The sequence below is a fragment of the Flavobacterium sp. LC2016-01 genome (genome assembly GCF_009711135.1).
Classification (GTDB): Bacteria; Bacteroidota; Bacteroidia; order Flavobacteriales; family Flavobacteriaceae; genus Flavobacterium.
The window spans coordinates 96,025-120,974 of the sequence record NZ_WMIC01000012.1; the positions used below are offsets into that span (position 1 = coordinate 96,025).

Below are 24,950 nucleotides of genomic sequence, written 5' to 3' on the forward strand. Positions count from 1 at the left end.
GATTGATTCTCAATAAAATTAATTTCTATTCAGTGGAAGAGATTTTGAAAATATCGCTTTGTTTATAATTGGATTTCCAGCACTTTGATCCATAAAACCGTCTGTAAATTTGCGCATGATGTAGCTTTTTGAAACCGTGTCGTAATATCCTAGAATATAAAAATTGGTTACTTTCAGAATACTGACCATTGCTATATTTCTGCTGGTACTTATAAAATAATTTAGATTATCAATTGCTAAAGGTTCAATCTGATTATCCTTTATAAACTCAAAATCAGAATTTAATGCCGTATCAAAAAATACCATTTTGCTTGCATTTTGAACATTATTAAAACCGTCACCATAATTTACACTCAGAGACTGATAGGAAGCAAATCCGCCAAAAGTAACAAACGTATATTGTCTGTTTTTAAAAGCTGAAAGTGTTGCGTTTACGGTCGATAATTGTTTTAGGAATTTGGCAGTTGTTTTTAATTTCTGAGGTTTTTCGCCATTTACCTGTAAAAACATAGGTGAATTTTTAAAAGTGATCGTGTCGTTTTTTGAAACCGAAATATTTTTTAAGCTTTTGCCAGACTCAAAATCTTTCAAGCTGAACAGAAGTTGTTCGCTGTTTGCACTAATTTGATAGAGCTTATTTTCCAGATAAAAAGAGTTGGTCGTTTTTTGTGACAATTGAGTGTCAGGTGTATCAAAAATTTTCTCCATAACCTCATTAGTCTGCATATTTAGACTAAAAGTTTGAGTACGTTTTGTGTTGTAATCAAATGTTAGAATAATTCGGTCGTCCAAAACATACATTTTGCTTTTCTTTTCAGTTTTGTCCAAAGCAGAAAAATCGTCAGTTTCCATTTTTTCAATCGGGTAGTGGTACTGAACAAGTGCGCTGAAAGAAACAGCTTGACCTCTTTCATTTTGAAAAGAAAATGGAGTGAAATTGAACATTTTTATTTCACATTTATCATTTTTAAATTCAAATAAAAGCAAATGTTCTTGATCTTTTTCTTTGGAAAGAACATAAAAGGTATTGTTTTTTTGGAAAGATGTAATAATATTTCCTGTATTTGCCGGAAAATCAAAACTTAAAGCATTTGATGTTTTTGTCTGCAGATTGTATTTTATTATTCGGACATTTTTGCGATTGTCTGAACCCCAATAAAGTGTCGGGTTTCCATCTTCGCTAAAGCTATATCCCATCATATCTCTCTTTTGCTCTCCTCTAAGAGTATCTGTGAATTGATTTGCAAGAAACAGGGATTTATTATATTTTAAAATATTGATGGTTCTATTGTCAGATGCAAAAACATATACTTCATGAGTTTTTACATTTTCAGCATTTATAAGCTGGCCATTTTCTGACGGCTTATTCAAATTTAGAACAGAAGAATTTAATATAGTCTGGCTTAACAATATGGATTGAGAAAGCAGAAAGCAGAAAAGCAATAATTTTTTCATTAGGATTTGGTCGGATATATTTTCAAAATTAATGAAATAAAATGATTTTTTACAGAAGGAAAAATGCAGAAAGCAAAGAGACATTTTTTTGTCTTCTAAATCATAAAAAAAAGCCCCAAAGAAATTTCTTTGAGGCTTTTTTTTTGAACTATAAAGAGATTATTTTACTCTGAAAGTAACTCTTCTAGCTAATCTTCTAGCTTCTTCTGACTCTTTTTGGATTGAATTATCAGCTCCTTCAGAGATAACATTTAATCTTGAAGATGAAATACCAGCTTTTTCTAAAATGGTTTTCACATTCGTAGCTCTTGTATTGGCTAACTTATTGTTATAATCAGAGCTTCCTACCTGATCTGCGTGACCAACAATATCAATTGATGCAGATGGATTTTTTCTTAAATAAGATAAAATAACATCAATCGCCGATGTTGAAGCTTCAATTGGAGTTGCTTTGTTAAAGTCAAAATAAACACTGTAGTATTTGTCGTTGATCATTTCTTTAACAACATCTTTGTCAGCCACAACTGTGTTTGTTACTGGCTTTTCTACAATTACTTGTTTTTCTGGAGCTTTTTTAATTTGCTCTTCAAGACCCGCTACTTTGTTTTCTAAAGCTGCAATATCAGCATTATCAGACATTACAACCCAGTCCGCATGTTTTGTGTTTTTTCCTAAGTAAACTTGTAAACCAACAGTTCCGTTAAAAAGCAAACCAGAAAACCCTCTGTTTGCAGTTGCAGCAGCTCCATCAAAAGTATGATCTTGGTACGCATTTAAAATAGTGCTCATGTCAGCCGTCAAAGCAACTCTGTCAGTTAATCTCACTTGCCCAGTCAACCCTGCAATTGCATTTCCAATTCGGTCTCTTACGTGATAATCTTTGTTCTCTAATTGAGCAACTCCAAAACCTGCATGTGCTAATAAACCAAATGTATTCGTCCATGTTTCAAAATTCATGATACGTCCTAAGTTTGCTACAGCCTGCAAGTCCACTCTGTAATATTTTGAATCAAAGGCAAGAGAGCTGTTTTTTTGCTCTGTTAAATCATTGTATCCAAAATCAGCTTTTAAACCAAACTTGTTATTAAGCATGTATCTTACTCCTAGATCTGCAGTAAAAGGACTGATTCTTGAGCTATAATAATTGCTTGAAGTAAATGGGCGCTGTGCTTTATTAAAACCGCCGTCAAGTTCTACAGACCATTTATTAAAGTTATCAGCAGTTTTTGTTTCTGTTTGTGCACTTACACGCATAATGCTTAGAGCAAATGCCAGAGTAATTACAATTTTTTTCATTGTTATTTGAGATTTTAAATTTGGCTCAAAAAAACAACGTATTGTAAGAATAATCGTCCCCTAAAAGTTATAATTATAGCAGAATAAGGTTAGTTGGATTTTCTTTCTTTTTTAGATAAAAATAGGACTAATTATATCCATCTGTAAATTTGCGAAGAACGTATTGTTTCGTTTTTAAATCATAATAGCCTAAAACAAAATAATCTTTAAATTTTAAAATACTTTGCATTCTGATTTTTTGGTTTTTATCTATAAAATAGTAGATTTTGTCTGTTGCAAGCGGTTCTTGTTCGCTAGTGGTTATGTTAAAATTTTTATCCCAAATGCTTTCAAAAAATACAGATGTGCTGTAAAAACTACTCGGGTTATTTCCATAAAAAATATTTTCTGGATTAGAAATTTCATAAGGATCAAAAATGGCTTTTTTAGCAACTCCTGCAATGGTTATAAAGATATTTTGCTGATTGTTAAAAACGGATAAACCTACTGTGCCATTTGATAATTGTTTTAAAAAAGAAGCTGTGTTTTTTAACTGTCTAGGTTTACTATTGTTTTTTTGAAACTGAAATGGTGAATTTTTGAAACGTATAGTATCGTTTTTAGCAACATCAAAATGCTTCATGACTTGATCGGAATTATAATCTTTTATTTCGAATAAAAGTTGCTCTTCATTCGTATTAATTTGAAATAATTTATTGTCACGAAAAAAAGAATTAGATGTTTTAGGTGCTTTTTTGCCTAGAGGCTGTGGGAAATATTTTTCTTTTATTTCAAGAGTGCTTAAGTCTATATCAAATAATTGTGTGTTTTTAATATTGTTATCCAAAGTTAAAATGATTCTGTCCTTCAAAGGATATACTTTTAATTTTGAACTCGCTTTATATATTGAATTGTATTCATTCGGTTCCATTTTTTCTATTTGATTTTCTTTCAAAATTTGGCGAAAATTTAGATTTGTGGCATTGTTGTTTTGGAAATTAAATCTGCTGAAATCAAGTTCTTTTTGTTCTACTAATCCGTTTTTAAAAATATACAAAATAAGTTTTGACTGTGATTTGCTTTCAGCAAGCATGTAGAAAGAATTGTTGTTTTCATATTCTGCCCGAAGAGTTTGTGTTTTGGTAGGGAATAAAAACATAAGGGCTTTTGATCTTTTGTCTTCAAAATAATATTTAATTATTGTGATAATGCTGCCATCTCCAGAACTCCAATATAAAGTGGGATTTCCATCTTCGCTAAAGCTGTAGCCAATTAAAAGTGTATCCTCGGTGTATTCAGGTGAAAAAGTAAATTTATCTTTTAAAAATAAGGCGCTATTGTATTTTAAAATTGTAAGTTCCTTGTCTGTTCGTGCAAAAACAAATACTTCATTTGTTGCATGATTTGCTGCAGTCAAGATCTGAGCAGATTTTAATTCTTTAGAAAAATTTAAAGGATAAGAAGTTAATACCGTTTGACTTAATAAAACGGTATTATAAAATACAGCTAATAAAAGGTAGATTTGTTTCATGTGTTTTTACGCACAAAAAGCATTCCAATTTTATTTTTTAGATGTTCATCAATTCTTGAAAATGATCTACAAATTGACCCAAATGTAATCCATCCATTAATCCATGATGAACATATACAGCCATTGAGATCGTTCTTTTGCCTGTTTCAGAAACCATCATTTTGCCAAAAGAAACTTTTGGACAGCTGTCTGGAAAAGTAAAACTTCGGGCGTGAGTAAGTGATGTAAAGTTTAACCATGGAATGGCTGAAAAATGAATCAAATTATCATCATTAAATTCCCTTGTAAATAGTCCGGTTGTGTTTTGAATACGTTCAATTTCGGCTAAAGCATTTTGTTTGAAGATGTCAAAATCAGGATTGTATTCGATTAAAGAAAACCCGAAAGTTCCGTCTTCACGCCCAATAGTTGCTGATGCATCAATACGATCATTAACATATATTTTGCCTTCAGCAATTCGGTATTTAAAATTTTCAACCGAATTTACAGCGACTAATGTTTTATGCAGGTAATAAATAAAAAAAGAAACATTCAGTTCTTTGGCGCTTTGATAAGCTTTAGTACAATCTATTTCGACTGTTGCGCCAAAAAAAGGTTCTTCCATTCTGCTGAAATGGGCAAAATGTTCTTTTCTGTTCCAGTTTTCTAGGTCTAAAAGTGTTTTCATTATATTAAATTAGGAACAACTTGGGTGATGTTTTCAAATGAACTAAAATGTTCATGTTCTACTTTGTGATTGATTTTTTCGTGTTCCCAAGTGGTGTGAAACGGAATATGAACCGCATAACCGCCAATTCCTAATACTGGAAGAACATCTGATTTTAGCGAATTTCCGATCATCAAAAATTCATGTGCCTGAATGTCTAAACGGCCCAAAAGTTTTTCATAATCGATTTCCTGTTTGTCTGACATTACTTCGATATGATGGAAATAATGCCCTAAACCAGAACGGTGCAATTTACTGTGCTGATCTTTTAAATCGCCTTTTGTGGCAACAACAAGTTTATATTTTCCGTGTAAAGCTTGTAACGTTTCTTCGATTCCGTCCAAAAGTTCAATTGGTTTTTCAAGAAGTTCTTTTCCGTATTGAATGATTTTTTCAATGACCTCCATTGGAATTGTATTATTCGAAATATTCATCGCCGCTTCAATCATCGACAGTATATAACCTTTTATTCCGTAACCGTATAAAGGCAAATTTGCAATTTCAATTTTGAATAATTCCTGCGAAATGCCTTGATGCGAAAGATAATCTTCCATTAAAGCACAAAATTTATGTTCAGTTTCTTGAAAATAAGGTTCGTTTACAAACAAAGTATCATCGGCATCAAATGCGATTACTTTTAAATTTGGTATTTTGTTTTTATGTAACATGGTGTTTTTTGTTTCAGGTTTTAGGTTTTCTTTGTTTCAGGTTTTTTTCTGCAAATTGACTTTTTTTCGCCACGAATTCACGAATTAAACTAATTTTTTTTCTGCTTGATCTGTAAAATCTGCGGGAAACTTTTTACCACGAATTTCGCAAATTATCAGCGTAAACCCGTTTAACCCGTTAAAATCTGTGAGCCGATTTTTTACTTCGAAAACAACCTTTTCAAAGAAATTGTCTTGTCGTAAAAAGTAATTCTAATTCCGAAAAGCAGAATGATGCCGCCAAAAACCATTTGTAAAGTTATTTTTTCTTCTAAAAACAACCAAGCTAAAATTGAAGTAATTACCGCTTGACTCAATAAACTCAGTGAAACTCTCGTTGCACGCATATGCTGCGTTGCATAACTGATCGAAAGCCAAGCACACAATTGACAAATGACGGCCTGCAAAATCAATACAAACCAGCCTGTATTCGAAAACCCTGTAAAAGGTTCGTTTAAGGAATAACAAAGAATTCCTAAATAAATACTTGAAGCTGACAAACTGATGGTCATAAACGACAAAACATCAACTTCTGAAAGCACATTTTTACTGACCAAAAGATAAATCGAATATAAGATTCCGGATAAAACCGCAAACAGAAAAGCCTGGTCAAAATTCAAATCAATAAAAAATTCAAAGCCAACCAAAGTCACCATTCCGAATAAAGAAACAATAGTTCCGATCCAGAAATTCGTTGCCGGTTTTGATTTCAAAAATAAGAAAGAGCCTATTCCGACCCAAACCGGAGATAAATTTGTCAACAAAGAGGCCTGAGTCGCGCTCGAATCCTGAATGGCAATATTCCAAACCGCAACATCCGAAGAAAATAATACACCGCAAAGCATTGCCAAAAGTGTAAATTTTAGACTAGGAAGTTTAAAATTTTTACTCAAAAAGGTATAAGGCAAAAGCAAAATTAAGGCAAAGAACATTCGGTAAAAAGCCGAAATTAATCCTGGCGTTAAGCGTAATTTGACCAATATTGGAAAAATCGAAATGCAGAGTATACCGCAGATTAAAGCTAATCTTGGTTTGGTGAGTTTCATTTTTGTTTTGTTTTTTAGCTTTCGAAAGCAAATCATCGAAAGAAAAGCTTAGAGTTTTTAGTTTAAAACTTTAATTGAATACTTATATTATTCAGTAAAACTAAAAATCTGATATTTTTTATTTGTTTTATTATAGTTTCCCAAGTATAAACTCTTGTTGAACTTGAAAAGTATTAAATCTTTATATATGCTTTTTGTAAAGAATGAAACACTTTCGTGAATATTTTTATCTTCTTCAAGGAAGATTCTAGCTTTGTCAAAAGCTGATTTTTTTACTTCACCCTTAACATGATTAAAATTAGAATCAAATAGACAGTTGGTGTAAAGTACAATTTTATCTGTATAAGAGATCAAATTTTCCACTGTATAACTTCCATAATAAATTGGTACCATACCGCCAGCGCCGACTCCAATACCTGAAACTCCCATTCCGCCACCGCCACTAGCATGAGATTTATCTACAGAACTTCCTATTGCGGTATAATAGATTCCATTTAAGTTATAACACGATATACTTGGAAAGTTATGGATTTTGCGTAAAAACTTCTCTGTGTTTTCAATATTTTTTTGATTAAGAATACCGTCACTTTCCTGAAAAAAATCAGAGTTTTTAAAGTCTATTTCCTGATCATGTAAAGCCTTATATTCTTTAATCTTGTTGCCATTCAAATCACTTATTGTAATGAACAAAACAAAAGCATTGGTTTTTATCTGAAGAATTTTATTGTCAATCAAAAATGAATTCGATTTAAATATTAATGAGCCATATTCTCCTCTCTGAGTTTTTGGCTGCGCAATAGATTTAAGTTCTGATGTGAAATCTTGAGAATTAATTCGTAAAACTTGGGTTGCGTTTGTGGTATTATCCATTGTAAAAATAATTTCATTGGGACTATAAGTATAAATTTTATATCTTTTAGTACTCAATGCCAGTGATGGCGGACTATCATTTGCTACCTTCTGAAAAGAGGGCTCTGAAGATTCATCTGTTAAAACAGTGTATAAATTTTCAGGATTACCATACATATTTTTGAATTCCAAATGAGATAAGTCTACGGTCTTTTCATTTAAATTACCTTTATTGTCAGAAATATAAAATTTTAAAATGCTCGTGTTTTTGACAATTGTAATAAGATAAAAGACATTATTTATTGTAAGCTCTTTGATTATCTTTTCTTTTTTTAAATCTAAACTTATAGAAGTTGTTTTGATTTCTTTTGTTGCAAAATTAAAGTATTGAGAGTTGATTTTTTTTCTGTCTTCGGATCCCCAAAAAACAAAATAATCGTTTTCATTCTGAGAGTATCCAATAATTTCGTCATAGATTTTTTCAGGTCTTGCTGAAGACAGAGAATCTTTTATTTCAAATTTTTCGTCGAATCGTATAGCAGTGACTTTCTCTTTATCGTTCAAAAACAGAATAACTTCTTTTTTGTTTTCATTAACTACCTGAAAAAAATCTCTTTTCTTTTCCATTACCAAATCAAACTCTTTTACAATTTCTTGAGAAAAAGAAATATAGTTGTTTAAAAATAACAGAATAAATAGTAGTTTTTTTGCCATTTGAAAGAGGTGAATTAATTTATTTTTTGACGAATATCTGATTTTTTGGAGACTTATGAAATGTTTATAAAGCAAAAAGCGTGAATCAATTAATATAAACTGATTCACGCGATTATAAAGTATATAAATTTTTAGTTTACAGTCGATCCGTTTGGAGCGTCAGCATCTGGATTAACAAATACCAATTTTCCTTCGGCATTTGTTGTCATTAAGATCATTCCTTGACTTTCAACACCGCGTAACGCTCTTGGCGCTAAGTTTGCTAAAACAGAAACGCGTTTTCCAATGATTTCTTCTGAAGAAAAACTCTCCGCAATTCCTGAAACAATTGTTCGAACGTCAATTCCAGTATCTACTTTAAGAACTAAAAGTTTGTTTGCTTTTGGCATTTTTTCAGCTTCTAGAATAGTTCCGATACGAATATCCATTTTCGCAAAATCCTCAAACTGAATTAAATCTTTTTGCGGTTCCGGTTGTTTGTTTTCAGCAAGATTAGCTGTTTTTGTAGCTTCCAATTTATCTATTTGTTTTTGTATTTCTTCGTCTTCGATTTTAGCGAAAAGCAATTCTGCTTCACCAATTTTGTGTCCTGCCGGAATTAAATCTGAATTTTCAGAAATATCATTCCAACCTAATGTTTTATTAAGAATGATGTCTTTTGCATCACGATCTTTCTCTTTAAGAAACTTGCTAAATCCTTCAAAATGTTCTTTAAGATCACCTAAATTCAAGATTTTAGATAATTTCGCCGCTGTAAAAGGTAAAAAAGGTTCAGCTAAAACGCTCAACGCTGCAGCAATTTGCAATGCCACATGCATTTGCGTTTTTACACGCTCTGGATTGTCTTTCATAACTTTCCAAGGCTCTTCGTCAGCAAGATATTTATTTCCTAAACGGGCAACATTCATCAATTCGCCTAAAGCTTCACGGAATCTGTAACGCTCAACTGAACTTGAAATTACAGCTGGATATGCTTTTAATTCGGCTAAAGTATTTTCATCAACTTCAGAAAATTCATTTGGCGTTGGGATAATTCCATCGTAATATTTGTTGGTTAAAACCACAACACGATTAATAAAATTTCCAAATATGGCAACTAATTCATTGTTGTTTCTAGCTTGGAAATCTTTCCAAGTAAAATCATTGTCTTTTGTTTCCGGTGCGTTTGATGTTAATGCATAACGTAAAACATCCTGCTTGTCTGGGAATTCTTCTAAATATTCGTGTAACCAAACGGCCCAGTTTTTAGAAGTCGAAAGTTTGTTTCCTTCCAAATTCAAAAATTCATTTGCAGGCACGTTGTCTGGTAAAATGTAGCTTCCTTCCGCTTTTAGCATTGCTGGGAAAATGATACAGTGAAAAACAATATTGTCTTTCCCAATAAAGTGAACTAGTTTGGTATCTTCATCTTTCCAATATGGTTCCCAATCTTTTCCTTCGCGCGCTGCCCATTCTTTCGTAGACGAAATGTATCCGATAGGCGCATCAAACCAAACGTATAATTTTTTTCCTTCGGCACCTTCAACCGGAACATCAATTCCCCAATCCAAGTCACGCGTTACGGCACGAGGTTCAAGTCCGCCGTCGATCCAAGATTTAACTTGTCCGTAAACGTTAGGTTTCCAATCGTTTTTATGTCCAACCAAAATCCATTCCGTCAAAAAATCAGAATAACGGTCTAAAGGTAAAAACCAGTGTTTTGTTTCTTTTAAAATTGGAGTTTCTCCTGTAATTGTCGATTTTGGGTTGATCAAATCCGTCGCATTCAAAGTCGATCCGCATTTTTCGCACTGATCACCGTAAGCTTCTGGATTATCACATTTTGGACAAGTACCAACAACAAAACGGTCTGCTAAAAACTGATTTGCTTTTGCATCGTACAATTGCTCTGTAACTTCTTCAATAAAATCGCCTTTATCATACAAAGTCCTAAAGAATTCTGAAGCCGTATCATGATGAACTTTTGCCGAAGTTCTTGAATAATTGTTGAAAGAAATCCCGAAATCGGAGAATGATTTGCGGATAATTCCGTCATATTTATCAATAACTTCTTGTGGTGTAATTCCTTCTTTTTTTGCTTTCATCGAAATTGCAACACCGTGTTCATCGCTTCCGCAGATAAATGCTACATCTTTTCCTTGCAATCTTAAGTATCTAGAATATATATCTGCCGGCACGTAAACCCCCGCCAAATGGCCAATATGGATTGGTCCATTAGTATAAGGCAATGCTGCTGTAATAGTATATCTTTTTGGATTCTGTATCATAACTCAATTTTATTGAGTGCAAAAATAAGCAATAGAATTGAGATTTTGTTATTACGCGGAGATTCGCGGAGATTTTTCGCAGAGATTCGTAGAGTTTTTTATTTTTTGAATCTCGCAAAGACGCGAAGGCGCAAAGATTTTAAATTGAATTATCAATTGCCTCCAGCTTTAGCTGGAGATTATGTAAAGCAAATTTATTGGGCTTTAGCCAAAAATATGCATTTAGGCTAAAGCCGATAAACATAATCACAATTCCATCCAGCTAAAGCTGGACGCTATTGAATAAAGAGCTTTGCGCCTTCGCGTCTTTGCGAGATTATTTCATATTCTAAAAAAATCTTTGCAAATCTCTGCGGAAAAGCGAATAAAATAGAACCAGTTTAAACTAGCGTTCGCATTAAAATCTTCAAAATATATTTCGCAATCTTTGCATTCGAAAAAACAAGTTTATGAGCAAGACAAAATTAATTATCAATAAAAACGGATCAATCAAAATCGAAGGTGATTTTGAAATCATGGATCCAGAAGGAGCACTTTACGGTTTACAGGGAAGATCAGCATTAGGACTTTGCCGTTGCGGATTATCTGCTAACAAACCATTTTGCGATGGCGGACACAGAAACAACTTCGAGCACGATTCTGTTGCGTTTGATTTGCCTCCAATGAAAACGAATTAAGAAATTCTATTTCTGATTATAGTAAAAGCTGCATTTATTGCGGCTTTTTTTATTTTCTTATTTGAAAGAATTTCCGATTAAATAATTGTTTTCTACTCTTAAAAAAACAGTATATATTTACAAAAAATGTTAAAACATAAAAAATGAAAAGATTTTTACTAGTATTCCTGTTTTTAAGTTTAGTGTCGGCAAAGGCTCAAACACAAAAAGTTATTTCCAGCCAATGGATGGCTTTTAGTCAAGCAATAGATATTAAAACTCCGGTAAAGAAAAAATTTCGAGTAATTGCTTCAGTAAAAGTAGAGTCTACTGATCCAAATGCATGGGCAGGAGTTTTTGGAAGAGTTTTTAATTCAAATAATGAAGAAGGTTTTGCTGATAATATGCATGACAGACCAATAAAATCAAAAGAATGGCAATCGTATACGGTTGAAGGAACGATTGATGAGAATAGTGAAAGATTAGTTTTTGGAGGCGTTTGCGAGTTAAACGGAAAGTTTTATTTTGATAAATTTCAATTATTTATCGAAAATGCAAAAGGTGTTTTTGAACCTGTAACCATTTTAAATTCAAGTTTTGAAACATTGGCAACCAATACAGATATTCCAAAATGGAATTTGGGCAATGCGAAACAGAAAAACGTTAAGGTTAAGGAATTTAACATTTCTTCAGATAAATCAAGCGCAGACGGAAAATATTCATTATTACTTGACGGAAGTGGTATGGTAGTAAAAGAAAGCGGAAAAATAGGAAATGTTGAAGGTGCTTCACCAAAAATTGGAGACATGATTTCGATGCTGGAAGACCTTAAAGACCGTGTTGAATACGCAGTTAAAAATATGGATCAATACGAAATTGATTACTTGCACGATGAAAATGCAAACCGAATTGGAGCACTTGTAATGCATTTGGCTGCTGCTGAAAAATACTATCAAGTCTTTACTTTTGAAAATAGAGAATTTAACGAAGAAGAAAAGAAAAAATGGGAAAGCGCTCTAAATCTTGGGAAAGACGCGCGAGATGAATTTAAAGGGCATGATATTCAATATTATCTTGATATTTATAATGAAGTAAGAGCAAAAACTATTTCGGAATTAAAGAAAAGAGATGATGCATGGTTTGCCACTATTCAAATGAAATACGATATAAGCAATCAGTATTGCTGGTTTCATGTTATGGAACATCAATCAAGTCATTTGGGACAAATTTTATTTTTGCAAAAGAGAATTCCGCCTCAACAAGAACCATTAAAACCAATTAAACAAGAGATTAAGAACTAAAATATTGAATAAAAAAAAGCTGCATTTTCTAGATGCAGCTTTTTTTTGTGGGTTTATTTTATTTGAGATAATTCTTTTGGCAATCTATATAAAACAGTTTGTGTGTGTACTGTACCTGTTTGAGCATCTTTTGAAACAGTTATAGTTTCAGGGGCTTCAAAAATAAAATCGGACTCCAGTTTGAAAAATTCTTTATGGATAATTTTATCGACAGACAGTTTTGTTGTGGTAGTATCCTGTGTATTATTTATATTTCTTATTTCCTGATCTGCATAATCTACGGTTCCTTCGATATAAGAATTCAAATTATCTACATTATAAACCCATCGTCCGTTGTCGATTATGTTTATTTTCTTTTTCTTTCCATCTATGATCATTTCGTTTTCGCCTATCGGAGCAACGATTTTAATAAAACTATTTGCAGGAATGGTTTGTGTTGCTTCTGAAGATATTTTGAATTCAACTGGAACAGATTTTCCATTGTCAATATAAAGATCAGTTCTAAAACTAGACGACACAAGAAAAAATGCGATTACAGCTCCTAGCGGTATAAAAAAGTAACTTGATTTTTCTAATTGAAGAGGCATCCCTTCTTCATCTTCATTATCAGCAATAAATTGTTTTCTGCTTTTATAAATGTAATACAAAGCGCCAATTACTAAAATTACATTTATTGGGGCACTTATGAAATCTGGGATTTGATTAAATGTGCTGTATAATACATAATTAAGCACATAGAATAGAAAAATTGCGATTGCAAGTCTAATAAGAATTATGATTCTCTCCATTTTAATAGTTGTTAAAAGTAGATTATGGGTTAAACATTAAATTAACCCAAATATATTATTATTTTTCATCTTTTAACAATTACAGCTTCAATTCGGTGTTAAATTGTATAAATATTTTATTGTTAAATATAAAGTTCACCTTTCATCGTTATAATCGAAGAACCGCCAACTAAAATATCTTCTTCACGATTCATAACTTCAATCATTGACGCCTGTTTTAATTTTACGCCTTGAAGAATTTTGTATTCCTTTTCAGATTTAGTGAATTTCTTTTGCGTTAAAAAACCAATTAAAGGACCTGCAGCGGTTCCTGTTGCTGGATCTTCATTTATCCCGATTATTGGGTTAAAAAATCTTGTTTCGACTATATGTTCTTGGTCGCCATCAGCAAGGGTGAAACAGTAAAATCCTTCAAAATTGTATTCTTTTGAAATTTCAATCAAGAGTTGGCTGTCTGGAACAAAGCTGTTTAGTATTTGACTGTTTTTTATAGGAACCATGGTGTGTGCAACTTCTGTTTTAACTATTGTTGGAACAAAAGCATTTACGTCTAAATCTTCAATTTTTAAACCAAGAGCTACCGCAATTCTATACGTTGGGATTTCTTGTTTGATCACTGCCGATTTTTGATGCATTTGAACAACAGGATAAAAAGTAACCGGATCAAAACTTACCGTTACAGGTATCGCAGAATGTTTCATGATGACAAAAGGCTCGCTTTCATTTTGGTCCTCAAAAATAGGCATTCCTTTTAGCAGAGCGCCGCAGACCGCACCCAATAAATTATGTCCTGCACCGTCGATTTCGATTCCAGTTGGAGTAAATGAACGCACCATCAGTGCTTTTTCTCTTGAAGAATAATAGACAAAAGAAGTTTCGGAATAGCCAAATTCTTTAGAAATATCTTTATAGGTATCTAATGGCAGATTGCCGTCTGTAAAAACCACAGAAAGCGGATTTCCTTTGTAGCTTTCGTTTGAAAATACATCCAAAACGTAATATTCTAATGCTTTTCTTCCTTCCATTCCTTTTTCTTTTTAACTGAAACTTTTTTAGACGGAATAAAGTTACTGTTTATACTATACTAAAGCAATAGGCATTACAACATTCGTTTTCCTTCAGCGCTAAATTTTATTGCTTTCTCTAATCTTGCAAGTCTGGTTTTTTCTTGTTTGGCGCTCATAATTACGTGAATGATTACTTTTTTGTACGATGGCGCTTGATTGCTGAAATATTCCCAAGCTATTTTATTGGCTTTAAATTGCTTTTCGAATTCCGGATCAAGAACATAAGCTTCATTTTCATGCGAATAAATTTTGGATCTTTCTTCAGATCTGAATTCGAAAGCTTTAATTCCGGGTTCTTTCATAAGTCCGGCTTTTGTGAGCTGTTCAATTTTTTTGATGTTGATTGCACTCCAAATACTCGATTTTTTTCTCGGTGTAAACCGAATCGTATAACTTTCATCATCAATAGTTTTTCGAATGCCGTCAATCCAGCCAAAACAAAGCGCCTGATCTACAGATTCTGACCAAGTCATACATGGTTTTTTGGTTTTCAATTTATAGAAACCTACTAAAAGTTCAGTTTCATTTTCGTGATGCTTTTCGAGCCATGCTCTGAATTTTTCTTGAGTGGAGAAGAAGGTTGGTGTCATTTTTTACTTTTAGTATTTTTCATCCATAAGCATCTGAGTTCTGATGTAGGTCTGAAAAGACGTATTGGTATAATGAAGTTCGCCGCTTTCATGCCAAAATTCGACCACATTGCCGTTCTCCTCATTAAAATCAAAACCCGAAAAATCGCCACAGTAATTATCTCCAAAAAACCAGATATTTGATTGTAATTCGTAGTGGTCTTCAAGACCTAAATCTTCAAGATTAAATAAAGAAGAATGAACTTTAAATTGACCTTCTCTAAAATTTCCGGATCCAATTTCTTGCAAATAAGAAATATAATCCTGAGGTACTTTCGGATATTTTTCAAGCAACATTTCAATTTGCTCTTTATTTAAGATTTCTCTCTTGTTGGTCTCATCATCAGGGTTTTCGACTTTTTTCAAAAAATCTTTTTCTTTATTATACTTTTCTATCATTGTTTTATCAGAGATAAGAGATTCCCACAAATTAGCAATTGCGTTAATTAAGGATAAAAGTATGATAATTAATTAAAAGAGAAGAGGCGAATTTCTTGATTTTCTGTTTTGTAATTTAGGGTAAAAATTTAAATTCCAAATTATTTAAAAACCACAGTTTTGTTGGATTTCGCTATTTTGACAATATGAAAAGGCTGTGTAATTACGGAGGTTAAATTGCCTTTTTTTAATTGTTCCACTTTAACTGTTATTTCGTTGTTCGATTGCGTGATCTTGGTAATGTCTATGGAATAGCCACCAGAATTGCGTACTTCATCAAAAACAGCAATAACCTGATATTTTGAAAAGTCCACATTTGTATCAGGAGTTGTGTACAAAGCTTGCGTGATGATATTTAGTTTTTCTAGTAAAGTGTTCCAATCAGTTTGATTTGTAATAACCAGATTTGATTTAGGAATAGTTCCAGGCGATGCTCCGTAATTGTCTCGTTGATAAATTGTTGTAAACGCAATATTTGATCCGTCATCGTTGTCGTTACTACAGCTTGCGAATGTTAATGCAAGACTTAAAAATAAAATTATCTGTTTCATGGTTTTGGTTTTTTAGGTTGAAAAATTAATTGTAATGATTTGCTAATTAAACAGATAGCATTTTTATTAAATGGTTGCGTTGCAATTTTAATTTTTTTAATAAAAATTTAAAAAACGATTTTTTCTTATGAAACCGTGATTGCGTTAGGGATTACTTCACAATATATTTATTTTTTAGTGGAGTTCAGTGAATTTCATTTGAAGCGGAAAGCCCACAGCCTGACGAAGGAAGAGCGAGGACTTGAAGCGGATAGCCCGGCCCGCTGTTCGGCGGGAAACGCCCAAAAAAATATTGGTGTTTGTATTATTATTTCCACGAAATTTGCAAATGAAAACATGAAGGATAGAAATCATGGCGAAAGGACCAGAAAAAAACACCAAAAATAAGGCTTTGCATACGAAGCTGCTGAACAGGAAAAAGGCCAAGCTTCGAGAAGAAAAAGAAGCTCAGGCTAAACGTTTGAAGGTTTTGGCGGCGAAAATAAATGAAAATAAGAACGGCGAAGATTCTGATCTTAGCAAAAACTCAAAACAAAATACAATGGAAGAATTTGGCAGAATAATAGTTTCAGAAACGGCAATGAAAAGTGAAAATCCGCAGGATGTTGTGCATTCTAATATTTCGGTAATCAACTTAATGCGTGAAGAAGGTGTCGACGACGAATTGATTCACGAAGATGCAATTACGAGTTATTACCTTGATTATTACTATTCACAATATGCCGAAGGAAATTTTGCTCAGTTTGTTCATAATTCTGGCTGGAACAAAGAATTAAACGAATTGATTGAAGAAGGTCTGGCTTTAATTGGTGCTGAAAAACACTTGGAATTGTTTTTGGAACAAAGCAAAAAAGTCAGAATTACGAGCAATATCAAATTGGATAAATTTTTAAAAGGAAAATTGGAAGGTGCAAATCCGGTTCGTGATGCTTTGAACAATGATAAATTTTTTGAATTAGAAGAAAATCTGGCTGAACTAAATGCTAATTTTTTGAAGAATCACCCCGATTTTGAAGTGCTTTCGGTAGACGATATGTTTGCGGCTTTGGAGGAGTTTGTGGGACACGAGATTAAACGAGCTTAGGTTTTTTTCAAAGTAACAAAGTAACAAAGTGAGAAAGAGACAAAGTAGTTTGTCAGGCTGAGCGAAGTCGAAGCCTCGCAAAGTTTTTTCACACAGATTTTAAAGATTTTAGCAGATTTCAAAATCACTTTAATCTTTTAAATCTGTGGCTAAAAAAACCTTTGTCCCTTTGTCTCTCTGAACCTTTGCCACTTTTTTCAAAAACTTTTATTAATTTCGCTTTGAGTGATTTATCTATTTTAAAACAGCCAAAATGAGATTTAAGTACTGCCCAATTTTGCTCGTTCTTTTTGCTCAAACAGCAATTTCTCAAAACAAAATAAATCTTTTTTCAGAAATCAATTACAGTTCGATTCCTGAAGTTTCACTCGCGGATTACAAATCAGTTCAAGAAAGAGATGCAAAATTTCAGAACCCTAATATTGCTTTGGGAGTTGGGATTTCTGGCGGTGGTTCGCGCGCGCAGTTTTTTAGTATGGGCGTGCTTTTGGGTTTAGAAGACATTCAGGAAAACGATTCGAAGCGCAATTTTTTAAATGAAGTTGATTATTTCTCAACGGTTTCCGGAGGCTGTTATTCGGCGGGATATTATTTGACGGTTTTGAAAAATAAATTGCAATATGATAATTGCAGTTTCAACGAATTTTATTTTTCTAAAGCCGATGCCTATAAATCAGATGTAAATAAATCGGCTTCGCTTTTATCTCTTCTTAACAATAGCCGAAACGAAAAGGGGGAAAAAATTTCAATGGCACAAAGATTAGATTTTGAAGTTTTGCAGTACGACAGTACTAATCCTGAAAACGAGAATAAGTTTAGAACTCAAATGCTTTTATCCGACTTTTTTATTCCGAAAGAAAGCAAACTAAGTCCGAAATTGCCCATAATGGTTGCTAACGGAACGGCGTATAACAATGGCGAACGTTTTCCGTTTATGCCGCATATTATTCATGCTTTGAAAATTAATGCCTCTTTGGCTCCAAATAAAGCGTCACTTCCGCTTGACGGAAATCAAATAAATAATGGTTATGATTTTCCGCTGACCTATGCTATTACGGCGAGTTCAGCATTTCCTGGTGTTCTTCCAAAAACCAAATTCGGAATCAAAAATCAGGACAAAATTTTATGCGTAATTGATGGCGGTGCATCAGATAATACGGGTTATGAAACCCTTCTTGAATTGCTTCACAGCGACACCAAAGTGAAAGACAAAAACAAAAAAGCACTTTTTATTGATTGTTTGGGACCCGGCAAAAAAGCACCTTTTATAAACGATGAGAAAATCCGATTGATTTCGTTATTAGAAACAGCTTCTTTGTATACGGTTCAAACGCGTTACATTACGTTTGAAAAGGACGTTGAAAATGTTCTGGATAAATACAAAATCCCGACTTCAAATTACCAGATTATTGGTTTTACGACTTTACGAAACTATCTGTCAACATTGAAAAAAGATCAGGACTACGAAGATTTGGTAAAACAATTAAAAAATACCGATGATGAAACCGCAAGCTGGCTAAAGCTTCATGATGATTTTAAACTGAAATTAATTGCAAAATTTGGTACAGACCATTTCAAAAAAGACAAAAATGGCGAGCTTGTACTTTCGAGTCTAGATAAAACAGCTTTTAAAGATTTTGGTGCCAGCGAACTTTTGATGTTGTACGAATATGCCTCTCATGTTGAAACCAAACTAAAAATCGCAGCAGAAGAAAAGGAAATGTTATTGCTTGCTGGGCGTTTTGCCGTTTACATAAAAACGAATGAATTGAAAGGTCTTCTGGTAGAAAATAAGGAACTGTAAAAACTAAATAATTTACATAAAAGACAAATGCCCAATTAAGATGTTATCTTAATTGAGCATTGTTAGAATCTGCATATTCAACTTGAATTTGTTTAATCTTTTCGTCAAGTTCTATAATTTCAGTAAAAGCGCCTTGAAGCATAGTTGCGGCTTTGGCTTCATTGTCTTTAGCGGTTAAAATGTCTATGTTTATTTCAAGGCCATCCATTGACGTTATACTGCTGTCAAACATATCAAGCATCGTTTTTCTTAAACCTTGGTCTGAACTTAATGGCAATAAAAGATCGACTGGTTTTTTTGCTGCTATCAACTTATTTCTTGTTGACGCAATCAATGTTAAAAGTTCTTTTTTTGATTCTGGTTTTCCTATTAAACTTAAACTTCCTTTTAGGAATTCCTCGTTAGCTTGAAAAAGCTTTGTATGTGCTTCGACGATTTGGTTATTGTAGCTCTCTGTAGTTCTCTCGTTACAACTTATAGATATTGAAGAAATGACCAGCAAGAGCAGTAAAGTAATTTTTTTCATAGGTTTAAACTTTGTAAATTATTGTTAAAACAAATATATCAGAATTATTTGATTTTTAAAGCTTTATAAGAGTCAAGTGTTTTTCTGTGAATTTACTTACGAATTTCTAATAATTATGTAAATCATCGGGGATTTTATGTAACATATCTGGTAAGCTTTCAAATTAATTTAGCAATATTAATTTTAAAGAAATCAAACATGAAAACTAGAAGCTTATTACTCGCCTTAATACTAAGCATTGGCTTATTTACTACATCTTGCAGTAATGATGATAACGAAGGAGAAACACTAATTCCATTAGAAGGAAAATGGGATCTTAGTAAAACGGGAACTGTCATAAATGGAACAGAAACATTGTCTGATGCACCACAAAATCAAAGTGGCTGTAACAGTGATTACCTAGAACTAAAATTGGATAATACAGTAAATGTTGGAGATTACAGTTCAGCTGTAAGTGCTTGTGCGTTAACAGTTCAGTCGGGGATTTATTCAAGATCACACAATAATTTAACTACTGTTATAAATGGTGTGACTAAAACTCAAGATATCGTAAATCTAACACTTAAAGAGCTAAAAGTGAAAGATGCCGCTGGTATAATCACAGTTTATACTAGATAATGTATAGAAAAATTAAATCCTTGAATTGCTGGATTTATTAGGAAACGGAAATAACTTTAAAAAGTTGTTTCCGTTTTTTTTTATTGTTTCCCAGAGATACACAAAGAAAAAACACAAAGTTTTCCCAAAGAAATTTTAAAAACCTTGGTGAATCTTTGTGTATCTGCGTGAAATAACTTTTTACCCACAAACTTTGTCTTAATCTTAGGAAACATTTCCTTAAATTTGCTTCCATTATAAAAAAATACAATAGTTACAAAAATCAAGCTATGTTACAAATCGCATTTATTAGAGAAAATCAAGAGAAAGTAATCAAGGCTTTAGCAAAACGAAATATCGATGCTAAAAGCGTTGTTGAAGAGGTGGTGCAATTAGATGAAAACCGTCGTGCTGCGCAGGCAGAATTAGACAATGTTTTATCTGAATCTAATAAATTATCCAAAGACATTGGTGAGCTGATGAAAGCTGGTGAGAAATCAAAAGCGGCTATTTTAAAAGAAAAAACAGTTTCGTTAAAAGAAAAAAGCAAAGAACTTGGCGAAAAAGCCGAAGCGCTTGCTGTTGAATTGACAAACAAATTATACACTTTGCCAAATCTTCCTGCTGATATTGTTCCGGAAGGAAAAACACCAGACGATAACTTAAATGTTTTTGAAGAAGGAGAAATTCCGGTTTTGCATGAAGGTGCACAGCCTCACTGGGAATTGGTAAAAAAATACGATATCATCGATTTTGAATTAGGTGTAAAAATTACTGGTGCAGGTTTTCCGGTTTACAAAGGAAAAGGTGCTCGTTTACAGCGTGCTTTAATCAATTATTTTTTAGATAAAAATACGGCTGCAGGATATAATGAAGTTCAGGTACCGCATTTGGTAAATGAAGCTTCAGGATTTGGAACAGGACAATTGCCAGATAAAGAAGGACAAATGTATCATTCAACTATTGATGATTTATATTTGATTCCAACGGCTGAGGTTCCGGTTACGAATTTATTCCGCGATGTTATTTTAAACGAAAGCGAATTACCAGTTTTACACACCGCTTATACACCATGTTTCCGTCGTGAAGCAGGTTCTTACGGAGCACACGTGCGCGGATTAAACCGTTTGCACCAATTTGATAAAGTTGAAATTGTACGTATCGAGCATCCAGAAAAATCATATGAAGCTCTAGACGGAATGGTTGAACATGTTAAAAACATTCTTCAGGAATTGAAATTGCCGTATAGAATTTTACGTCTTTGCGGAGGCGATATGGGTTTCACATCGGCTTTAACTTATGATTTTGAAGTGTTTTCTACAGCACAGGATCGTTGGTTAGAAATCAGTTCGGTTTCTAACTTCGAAACTTTTCAGGCAAACCGCTTGAAATTGCGTTTCAAAGACAAAGACGGGAAAAATCAATTGGCGCATACTTTGAACGGAAGTTCTTTGGCTTTGCCTAGAGTTTTGGCTGGAATTTTAGAAAATTACCAAACGCCAGAAGGAATCGTAATACCAGAAGTTTTACGTCCTTACTGTGGATTTGATATTATAAACTAAATTTTTTGTAATTTAGGGAGTTAAACCTAACAGGTTTTTAAATCTGTTAGGTTTCTTAGTTTTAATAAAGAGCATAAATAAAGTGATATGAACGGAATTTTAAATTGGAATGTAGATCCTGTAATAGTAATGATTACAGACAGTTTTCCTTTGAAATACTATGGCGCTCTTTTTGCCTCCGGACTTTTATTAGGCTATTATATTGTCAGAAATATTTATAAAAAAGAAAACATTTCCATTGAAAATTTGGATAGTTTGCTGCTTTACGTAATTGTAGGCACAGTTCTAGGAGCGCGATTGGGACATTGTTTTTTTTATGAACCAGATTATTTTCTGGCACATCCAATAGAAATACTTTTGCCGATTCAGAAAATCGGTGGTGTTTATAAATTTGTTGGCTTTCAGGGTTTAGCAAGTCATGGCGGAACGATAGGTGTTTTAATTGCGATGATTTTATATTGCAGAAAATACAAAGTAAAGTTTTTGTGGCTGTTGGATAGAATGGCAATTGGAGTTCCTGTTACAGGTGCTTTTATAAGATTGGGAAACTTTATGAATTCTGAAATTTATGGAAAACCTACTAATGGAAATTGGGGTGTTGTTTTTCAAAGAGATGATTTAATTCCGAGACATCCAACGCAATTGTATGAAGCATTTGCGTATTTGTTGATTTTTGGAATTGTATTTTGGATGTATAAATCGGACAAAATAAAGAAAACCAGCGGATTATTATTTGGAACTTTTTTAACTCTATTGTTTTTAGCTAGATTTATAATTGAATTTTTTAAGGAAAATCAGGAAGCTTTTGAAAATAGCATGATCATAAATATGGGACAAATTTTAAGTATTCCCTTTATTTTAATTGGATTAACTTTGATTGTTTGGAAATCAAGAACTGACATTAGAGAATAGTTTACAGTCTCAGTCTCAGTTGACAGTTTTATACTGTGACTGCAAACTGCGATTGAAAACCGAGACCGCGACTAAAAACTGCGACTAAAAAAAACTGAAATATGAAAAACATCTTTATCTATATCGTTTTACTGTGGTCAAGTCTTGCATTTTCTCAAAATGAGCAATTGGCTCAATATTACTTCGATAAAGGCGATTTCGAGAAAGCAAAAGTCAGTTATGAAGAGCTTTTGACAAGTGCGCCGTCTAATACGCAATATTTTTTAAGAACAATTGACTGTTATCAGCAATTACAGCAATATTCAGTTGCCGAAAAAGCAATTCAGGATCGTTACAGCAAATACAAACAGGGCGTTTTTTTAGTTGAATTGGGATACAATTACCAATTGCAGAAAAATGAATCTAAAGCAAGAAACTATTACGATCAGGCAATCGAAAAAATTAAATCAAATCCGAATGATGTTTACGGAATTGGAAATTCATTTGAGAAAAAAGTATTGCTGGAATATGCCTTAAAAGCCTATCAGACCGCAATGCAGATGCAGCCGAATTATAATTTTAACTTCCAGATTGGAATGTTATACGGGCAATTGGGCAGAACCGATGAAATGATTGAACTTTTGCTGACAGAATCTTATAAAAATCCGCAGAATGCAAATTTAATTCAGACACAATTATCGCGTTTCATGAATGGTGAAACAGATAATACTGCTTTTAAAGATGCCATGCGAAAAGCCTTGATTTTAAAAACTCAGAAAGACCAGGATGTTTTCTGGAATCATTATTTGAGCTGGTTTTATGTGCAACAAAAAGAGTTTGGAAAAGCTTTTATTCAGGAAAAAGCAATTTATAAGCGTGAGCCTGAATCGCTTTCGAGTATTGTCAATTTGAGCCAGTTTGCATTGAATGAAGATGATACTGAAACAGCTACTGAAATTCTGAATTTCATTCTTTTGAATACCAAAGATTTAGATTTATTGATTCAGACGAATTACTATTTGATGGAAATCAAAATAGAAAAAGCACAGGAAAAAGATTATCCTGCAATTGATGCCGAACTGCAGCAATTATTGACAACTTACGAAATAACTCCATTTACCTTATCTTTGCAATTAATTAAAGCGCATTTTGCAGCTTTTAATTTAAAAAATCCCGAAGAAGGTATTGCAATTGTTAAGCGCGCTTTAGAGCTTAATTTAAACGATTATCAAGAAGCTGATGCCAAAATGGAATTGGGAGATATTTTGCTTCTGCAGGAAAAATTCAATCAGGCGCTGATTTATTATTCGCAGATCCAATTGGATTTGAAGAACGATGTAATGGCACATGAAGCAAGTTTGAAAGCAGCTAAAACAAGTTATTATAAAACCGATTTTGAATGGGCTTTAAAGCAGTTTAAAGAATTGAAATCGGCAAACACACAATTGATCGCAAATGACGCTCTTGAATATTTTTTACTGATAAATGATAATACCGCCGCTGATTCGACACAAACAGCATTGAAACAGTTTGCAAAAGGTGATTTTTTAATTTATCAGAACAAAAAACAAGAAGCAATTACGCAGTTTCAGAGCATTCTGAAAACCTATAAAGGACAGGAAATAGAAGCTGTTACAATGTTGCGTTTAGGAAAAATATATGAAAGCCTGAAAGATTTTAATTCGGCTTTAAGCCAATACCAACAGATAATTGACAATCATAGTGACGGAATTTATGTTGATGAAGCACTGTTCTTCTCGGCTGAAATTTACAACGATGAATTGCATGATATAGAAAAGGCAAAGCCTTTGTATGAAAAGGTAATTTTTAATCATCAAGACAGTATTTACTTTGTTGATGCCAGAAAAAAATACCGCGAGTTGAGAGGAGATAAGAATTTGTAAATTCCAATATTTTAAATTCCAAATTCCAAAAAAAAAGAATTAATAATTTGATTTTAAGAATCGAGTAAAAAAACTTAGAACCTTAGAGCCTTAGAATCTCAGAACCTTAAAAGAAATGATCATTTACAATATTACAACCAATATCCATGAAAGCGTTCATGACCAATGGTTAAAATGGATGCAGGAAAAACATATACCTGAAATTCTAGCAACCGAAAAATTTTCTTCGGCAAGAATTGTGAAGGTTTTGATTGAAGAAGAAATGGGAGGAATTACATATTCAGTCCAATATACAACAGACAGTAAAGATACGCTTGAGAAATATTATCTTGAAGATCAGCCTAAATTCGACAGAGAAGCATTAGAATTATTTGCTGATAAAATGCTTTCTTTTAGAACAGAATTAGAAGTTATTTCAGATCATTAATTTTATTTTAAGTCTTTTCAGTCTCAATTTTACTTAAAAAGTCTATTATGGAAATTCGATTTCAAACAAAAGAGGAAAGTAATAAACAGCAGCAGGAAGATTTTTTGAAATTATCAAAAGTGGAAAGGTTTTATGCCTTTTTGCGATTAAGTGAAAGAATAAGTCGGTTTCCGAT

At 32.9% G+C, this 24,950-nt stretch carries 23 protein-coding genes; 9 read left to right on the forward strand and 14 right to left on the reverse strand.

Going from position 1 to position 24,950, the window contains the following annotated elements; genetic code table 11:
- Positions 1-18: 18 nt before the first annotated feature.
- The 8 genes from GKZ88_RS20625 to metG form a co-directional block, all read right to left on the reverse strand.
- On the reverse strand, positions 19-1,455 hold the full coding sequence (locus GKZ88_RS20625; RefSeq protein ID WP_155104198.1) for a hypothetical protein: 1,437 nt from the start codon (positions 1,453-1,455) through the stop codon (positions 19-21).
- 159 nt (positions 1,456-1,614) lie between these two features.
- The gene (locus GKZ88_RS20630) at positions 1,615-2,751 is read right to left on the reverse strand and encodes an OmpA family protein (protein ID WP_155104199.1); all 1,137 of its coding nucleotides are present in this window, start codon (positions 2,749-2,751) and stop codon (positions 1,615-1,617) included.
- Positions 2,752-2,878: 127 nt separating this feature from the next.
- Positions 2,879-4,261 (reverse strand): hypothetical protein, encoded by a 1,383-nt coding sequence (locus tag GKZ88_RS20635; protein WP_155104200.1) that lies wholly within the window; start codon positions 4,259-4,261, stop codon positions 2,879-2,881.
- A gap of 37 nt (positions 4,262-4,298) precedes the next feature.
- Positions 4,299-4,928 carry a chloramphenicol acetyltransferase gene (locus tag GKZ88_RS20640; protein WP_155104202.1) on the reverse strand — a complete coding sequence of 210 codons (630 nt, stop codon included), beginning with the start codon at positions 4,926-4,928 and terminating at the stop codon, positions 4,299-4,301.
- Positions 4,928-5,635, reverse strand: coding sequence for an HAD family hydrolase (locus GKZ88_RS20645; protein ID WP_155104203.1), 708 nt, complete (start codon positions 5,633-5,635; stop codon positions 4,928-4,930). Before GKZ88_RS20645 ends, GKZ88_RS20640 begins: the two co-directional genes overlap by 1 nt.
- A 200-nt stretch (positions 5,636-5,835) precedes the next feature.
- On the reverse strand, positions 5,836-6,720 hold the full coding sequence (locus GKZ88_RS20650) for a DMT family transporter (RefSeq protein ID WP_155104205.1): 885 nt from the start codon (positions 6,718-6,720) through the stop codon (positions 5,836-5,838).
- Positions 6,721-6,807: 87 nt separating this feature from the next.
- Positions 6,808-8,283 carry a hypothetical protein gene (locus tag GKZ88_RS20655; RefSeq protein WP_155104207.1) on the reverse strand — a complete coding sequence of 492 codons (1,476 nt, stop codon included), beginning with the start codon at positions 8,281-8,283 and terminating at the stop codon, positions 6,808-6,810.
- 131 nt (positions 8,284-8,414) lie between these two features.
- A complete protein-coding gene (metG, locus tag GKZ88_RS20660; protein ID WP_155104208.1) occupies positions 8,415-10,550 on the reverse strand; it encodes a methionine--tRNA ligase in 2,136 nt (711 codons plus the stop codon).
- A gap of 449 nt (positions 10,551-10,999) precedes the next feature.
- Here metG and GKZ88_RS20665 point away from each other — a divergent pair, with 449 nt between their 5' ends.
- Both GKZ88_RS20665 and GKZ88_RS20670 read left to right on the forward strand, forming a co-directional pair.
- Positions 11,000-11,227 carry a CDGSH iron-sulfur domain-containing protein gene (locus tag GKZ88_RS20665; RefSeq protein ID WP_012022943.1) on the forward strand — a complete coding sequence of 76 codons (228 nt, stop codon included), beginning with the start codon at positions 11,000-11,002 and terminating at the stop codon, positions 11,225-11,227.
- Between the two features lie 143 nt (positions 11,228-11,370).
- Entirely contained in the window at positions 11,371-12,507 is a 1,137-nt protein-coding gene (locus GKZ88_RS20670; protein WP_155104210.1) for a DUF664 domain-containing protein, read from the forward strand.
- Between the two features lie 53 nt (positions 12,508-12,560).
- Here the strand turns inward: GKZ88_RS20670 and GKZ88_RS20675 are convergent, their stop codons facing one another.
- The 5 genes from GKZ88_RS20675 to GKZ88_RS20695 form a co-directional block, all read right to left on the reverse strand.
- A complete protein-coding gene (locus GKZ88_RS20675) occupies positions 12,561-13,295 on the reverse strand; it encodes a hypothetical protein (protein WP_155104211.1) in 735 nt (244 codons plus the stop codon).
- Positions 13,296-13,417: 122 nt separating this feature from the next.
- Positions 13,418-14,320 (reverse strand): PhzF family phenazine biosynthesis protein, encoded by a 903-nt coding sequence (locus GKZ88_RS20680; protein WP_155104212.1) that lies wholly within the window; start codon positions 14,318-14,320, stop codon positions 13,418-13,420.
- Positions 14,321-14,394: 74 nt separating this feature from the next.
- Positions 14,395-14,952: a YdeI/OmpD-associated family protein gene (locus tag GKZ88_RS20685; RefSeq protein ID WP_155104213.1), complete on the reverse strand. Its 558-nt coding sequence runs from the start codon at positions 14,950-14,952 to the stop codon at positions 14,395-14,397.
- Between the two features lie 9 nt (positions 14,953-14,961).
- Positions 14,962-15,390 carry an SMI1/KNR4 family protein gene (locus GKZ88_RS20690; RefSeq protein ID WP_155104214.1) on the reverse strand — a complete coding sequence of 143 codons (429 nt, stop codon included), beginning with the start codon at positions 15,388-15,390 and terminating at the stop codon, positions 14,962-14,964.
- 140 nt (positions 15,391-15,530) lie between these two features.
- Positions 15,531-15,980: a protease complex subunit PrcB family protein gene (locus GKZ88_RS20695; RefSeq protein ID WP_155104215.1), complete on the reverse strand. Its 450-nt coding sequence runs from the start codon at positions 15,978-15,980 to the stop codon at positions 15,531-15,533.
- Between the two features lie 637 nt (positions 15,981-16,617).
- Between GKZ88_RS20695 and GKZ88_RS20700 the strand changes: the two genes are divergently transcribed.
- Together GKZ88_RS20700 and GKZ88_RS20705 are read left to right on the forward strand one after the other, a co-directional pair.
- On the forward strand, positions 16,618-17,064 hold the full coding sequence (locus tag GKZ88_RS20700) for a DUF4375 domain-containing protein (RefSeq protein WP_230392570.1): 447 nt from the start codon (positions 16,618-16,620) through the stop codon (positions 17,062-17,064).
- 253 nt (positions 17,065-17,317) lie between these two features.
- Positions 17,318-18,868, forward strand: a complete 1,551-nt coding sequence (locus GKZ88_RS20705; protein WP_155104216.1) for a patatin-like phospholipase family protein — start codon at positions 17,318-17,320, stop codon at positions 18,866-18,868.
- A 43-nt stretch (positions 18,869-18,911) separates the two neighbouring features.
- Here GKZ88_RS20705 and GKZ88_RS20710 read toward each other — a convergent pair whose 3' ends face one another.
- Positions 18,912-19,394, reverse strand: a complete 483-nt coding sequence (locus GKZ88_RS20710; RefSeq protein WP_155104217.1) for a hypothetical protein — start codon at positions 19,392-19,394, stop codon at positions 18,912-18,914.
- A gap of 198 nt (positions 19,395-19,592) precedes the next feature.
- Between GKZ88_RS20710 and GKZ88_RS20715 the strand changes: the two genes are divergently transcribed.
- From GKZ88_RS20715 to GKZ88_RS20735, 5 genes are all read left to right on the forward strand, one after another.
- Complete coding sequence (locus GKZ88_RS20715; RefSeq protein ID WP_155104218.1) at positions 19,593-20,012, forward strand: lipocalin family protein; 420 nt, start codon at positions 19,593-19,595, stop codon at positions 20,010-20,012.
- A gap of 269 nt (positions 20,013-20,281) precedes the next feature.
- The gene (serS, locus tag GKZ88_RS20720) at positions 20,282-21,553 is read left to right on the forward strand and encodes a serine--tRNA ligase (protein WP_155104219.1); all 1,272 of its coding nucleotides are present in this window, start codon (positions 20,282-20,284) and stop codon (positions 21,551-21,553) included.
- 87 nt (positions 21,554-21,640) lie between these two features.
- The gene (lgt, locus tag GKZ88_RS20725) at positions 21,641-22,465 is read left to right on the forward strand and encodes a prolipoprotein diacylglyceryl transferase (protein ID WP_155104220.1); all 825 of its coding nucleotides are present in this window, start codon (positions 21,641-21,643) and stop codon (positions 22,463-22,465) included.
- Between the two features lie 101 nt (positions 22,466-22,566).
- Complete coding sequence (locus GKZ88_RS20730; RefSeq protein WP_155104221.1) at positions 22,567-24,348, forward strand: tetratricopeptide repeat protein; 1,782 nt, start codon at positions 22,567-22,569, stop codon at positions 24,346-24,348.
- Between the two features lie 115 nt (positions 24,349-24,463).
- Positions 24,464-24,775, forward strand: a complete 312-nt coding sequence (locus GKZ88_RS20735) for a DUF4286 family protein (RefSeq protein ID WP_155104222.1) — start codon at positions 24,464-24,466, stop codon at positions 24,773-24,775.
- Positions 24,776-24,950 lie beyond the last annotated feature (175 nt).

Bases quoted from the DNA above. Each gene is read 5' to 3' on its own strand.
- GKZ88_RS20645 (WP_155104203.1), bottom strand. From the start codon at position 5,635: ATGTTACATAAAAACAAAATACCAAATTTAAAAGTAATCGCATTTGAT.
- GKZ88_RS20710 (WP_155104217.1), bottom strand. From the start codon at position 19,394: ATGAAAAAAATTACTTTACTGCTCTTGCTGGTCATTTCTTCAATATCT.
- GKZ88_RS20705 (WP_155104216.1), top strand. From the start codon at position 17,318: ATGAGATTTAAGTACTGCCCAATTTTGCTCGTTCTTTTTGCTCAAACA.
- GKZ88_RS20655 (WP_155104207.1), bottom strand. From the start codon at position 8,283: ATGGCAAAAAAACTACTATTTATTCTGTTATTTTTAAACAACTATATT.
- GKZ88_RS20640 (WP_155104202.1), bottom strand. From the start codon at position 4,928: ATGAAAACACTTTTAGACCTAGAAAACTGGAACAGAAAAGAACATTTT.
- GKZ88_RS20650 (WP_155104205.1), bottom strand. From the start codon at position 6,720: ATGAAACTCACCAAACCAAGATTAGCTTTAATCTGCGGTATACTCTGC.
- serS (WP_155104219.1), top strand. From the start codon at position 20,282: ATGTTACAAATCGCATTTATTAGAGAAAATCAAGAGAAAGTAATCAAG.
- GKZ88_RS20715 (WP_155104218.1), top strand. From the start codon at position 19,593: ATGAAAACTAGAAGCTTATTACTCGCCTTAATACTAAGCATTGGCTTA.
- GKZ88_RS20695 (WP_155104215.1), bottom strand. From the start codon at position 15,980: ATGAAACAGATAATTTTATTTTTAAGTCTTGCATTAACATTCGCAAGC.
- GKZ88_RS20680 (WP_155104212.1), bottom strand. From the start codon at position 14,320: ATGGAAGGAAGAAAAGCATTAGAATATTACGTTTTGGATGTATTTTCA.
- GKZ88_RS20675 (WP_155104211.1), bottom strand. From the start codon at position 13,295: ATGGAGAGAATCATAATTCTTATTAGACTTGCAATCGCAATTTTTCTA.
- metG (WP_155104208.1), bottom strand. From the start codon at position 10,550: ATGATACAGAATCCAAAAAGATATACTATTACAGCAGCATTGCCTTAT.
- GKZ88_RS20665 (WP_012022943.1), top strand. From the start codon at position 11,000: ATGAGCAAGACAAAATTAATTATCAATAAAAACGGATCAATCAAAATC.
- GKZ88_RS20735 (WP_155104222.1), top strand. From the start codon at position 24,464: ATGATCATTTACAATATTACAACCAATATCCATGAAAGCGTTCATGAC.
- GKZ88_RS20700 (WP_230392570.1), top strand. From the start codon at position 16,618: ATGCGTGAAGAAGGTGTCGACGACGAATTGATTCACGAAGATGCAATT.
- GKZ88_RS20635 (WP_155104200.1), bottom strand. From the start codon at position 4,261: ATGAAACAAATCTACCTTTTATTAGCTGTATTTTATAATACCGTTTTA.
- GKZ88_RS20625 (WP_155104198.1), bottom strand. From the start codon at position 1,455: ATGAAAAAATTATTGCTTTTCTGCTTTCTGCTTTCTCAATCCATATTG.
- GKZ88_RS20685 (WP_155104213.1), bottom strand. From the start codon at position 14,952: ATGACACCAACCTTCTTCTCCACTCAAGAAAAATTCAGAGCATGGCTC.
- GKZ88_RS20670 (WP_155104210.1), top strand. From the start codon at position 11,371: ATGAAAAGATTTTTACTAGTATTCCTGTTTTTAAGTTTAGTGTCGGCA.
- GKZ88_RS20630 (WP_155104199.1), bottom strand. From the start codon at position 2,751: ATGAAAAAAATTGTAATTACTCTGGCATTTGCTCTAAGCATTATGCGT.
- lgt (WP_155104220.1), top strand. From the start codon at position 21,641: ATGAACGGAATTTTAAATTGGAATGTAGATCCTGTAATAGTAATGATT.
- GKZ88_RS20730 (WP_155104221.1), top strand. From the start codon at position 22,567: ATGAAAAACATCTTTATCTATATCGTTTTACTGTGGTCAAGTCTTGCA.
- GKZ88_RS20690 (WP_155104214.1), bottom strand. From the start codon at position 15,390: ATGATAGAAAAGTATAATAAAGAAAAAGATTTTTTGAAAAAAGTCGAA.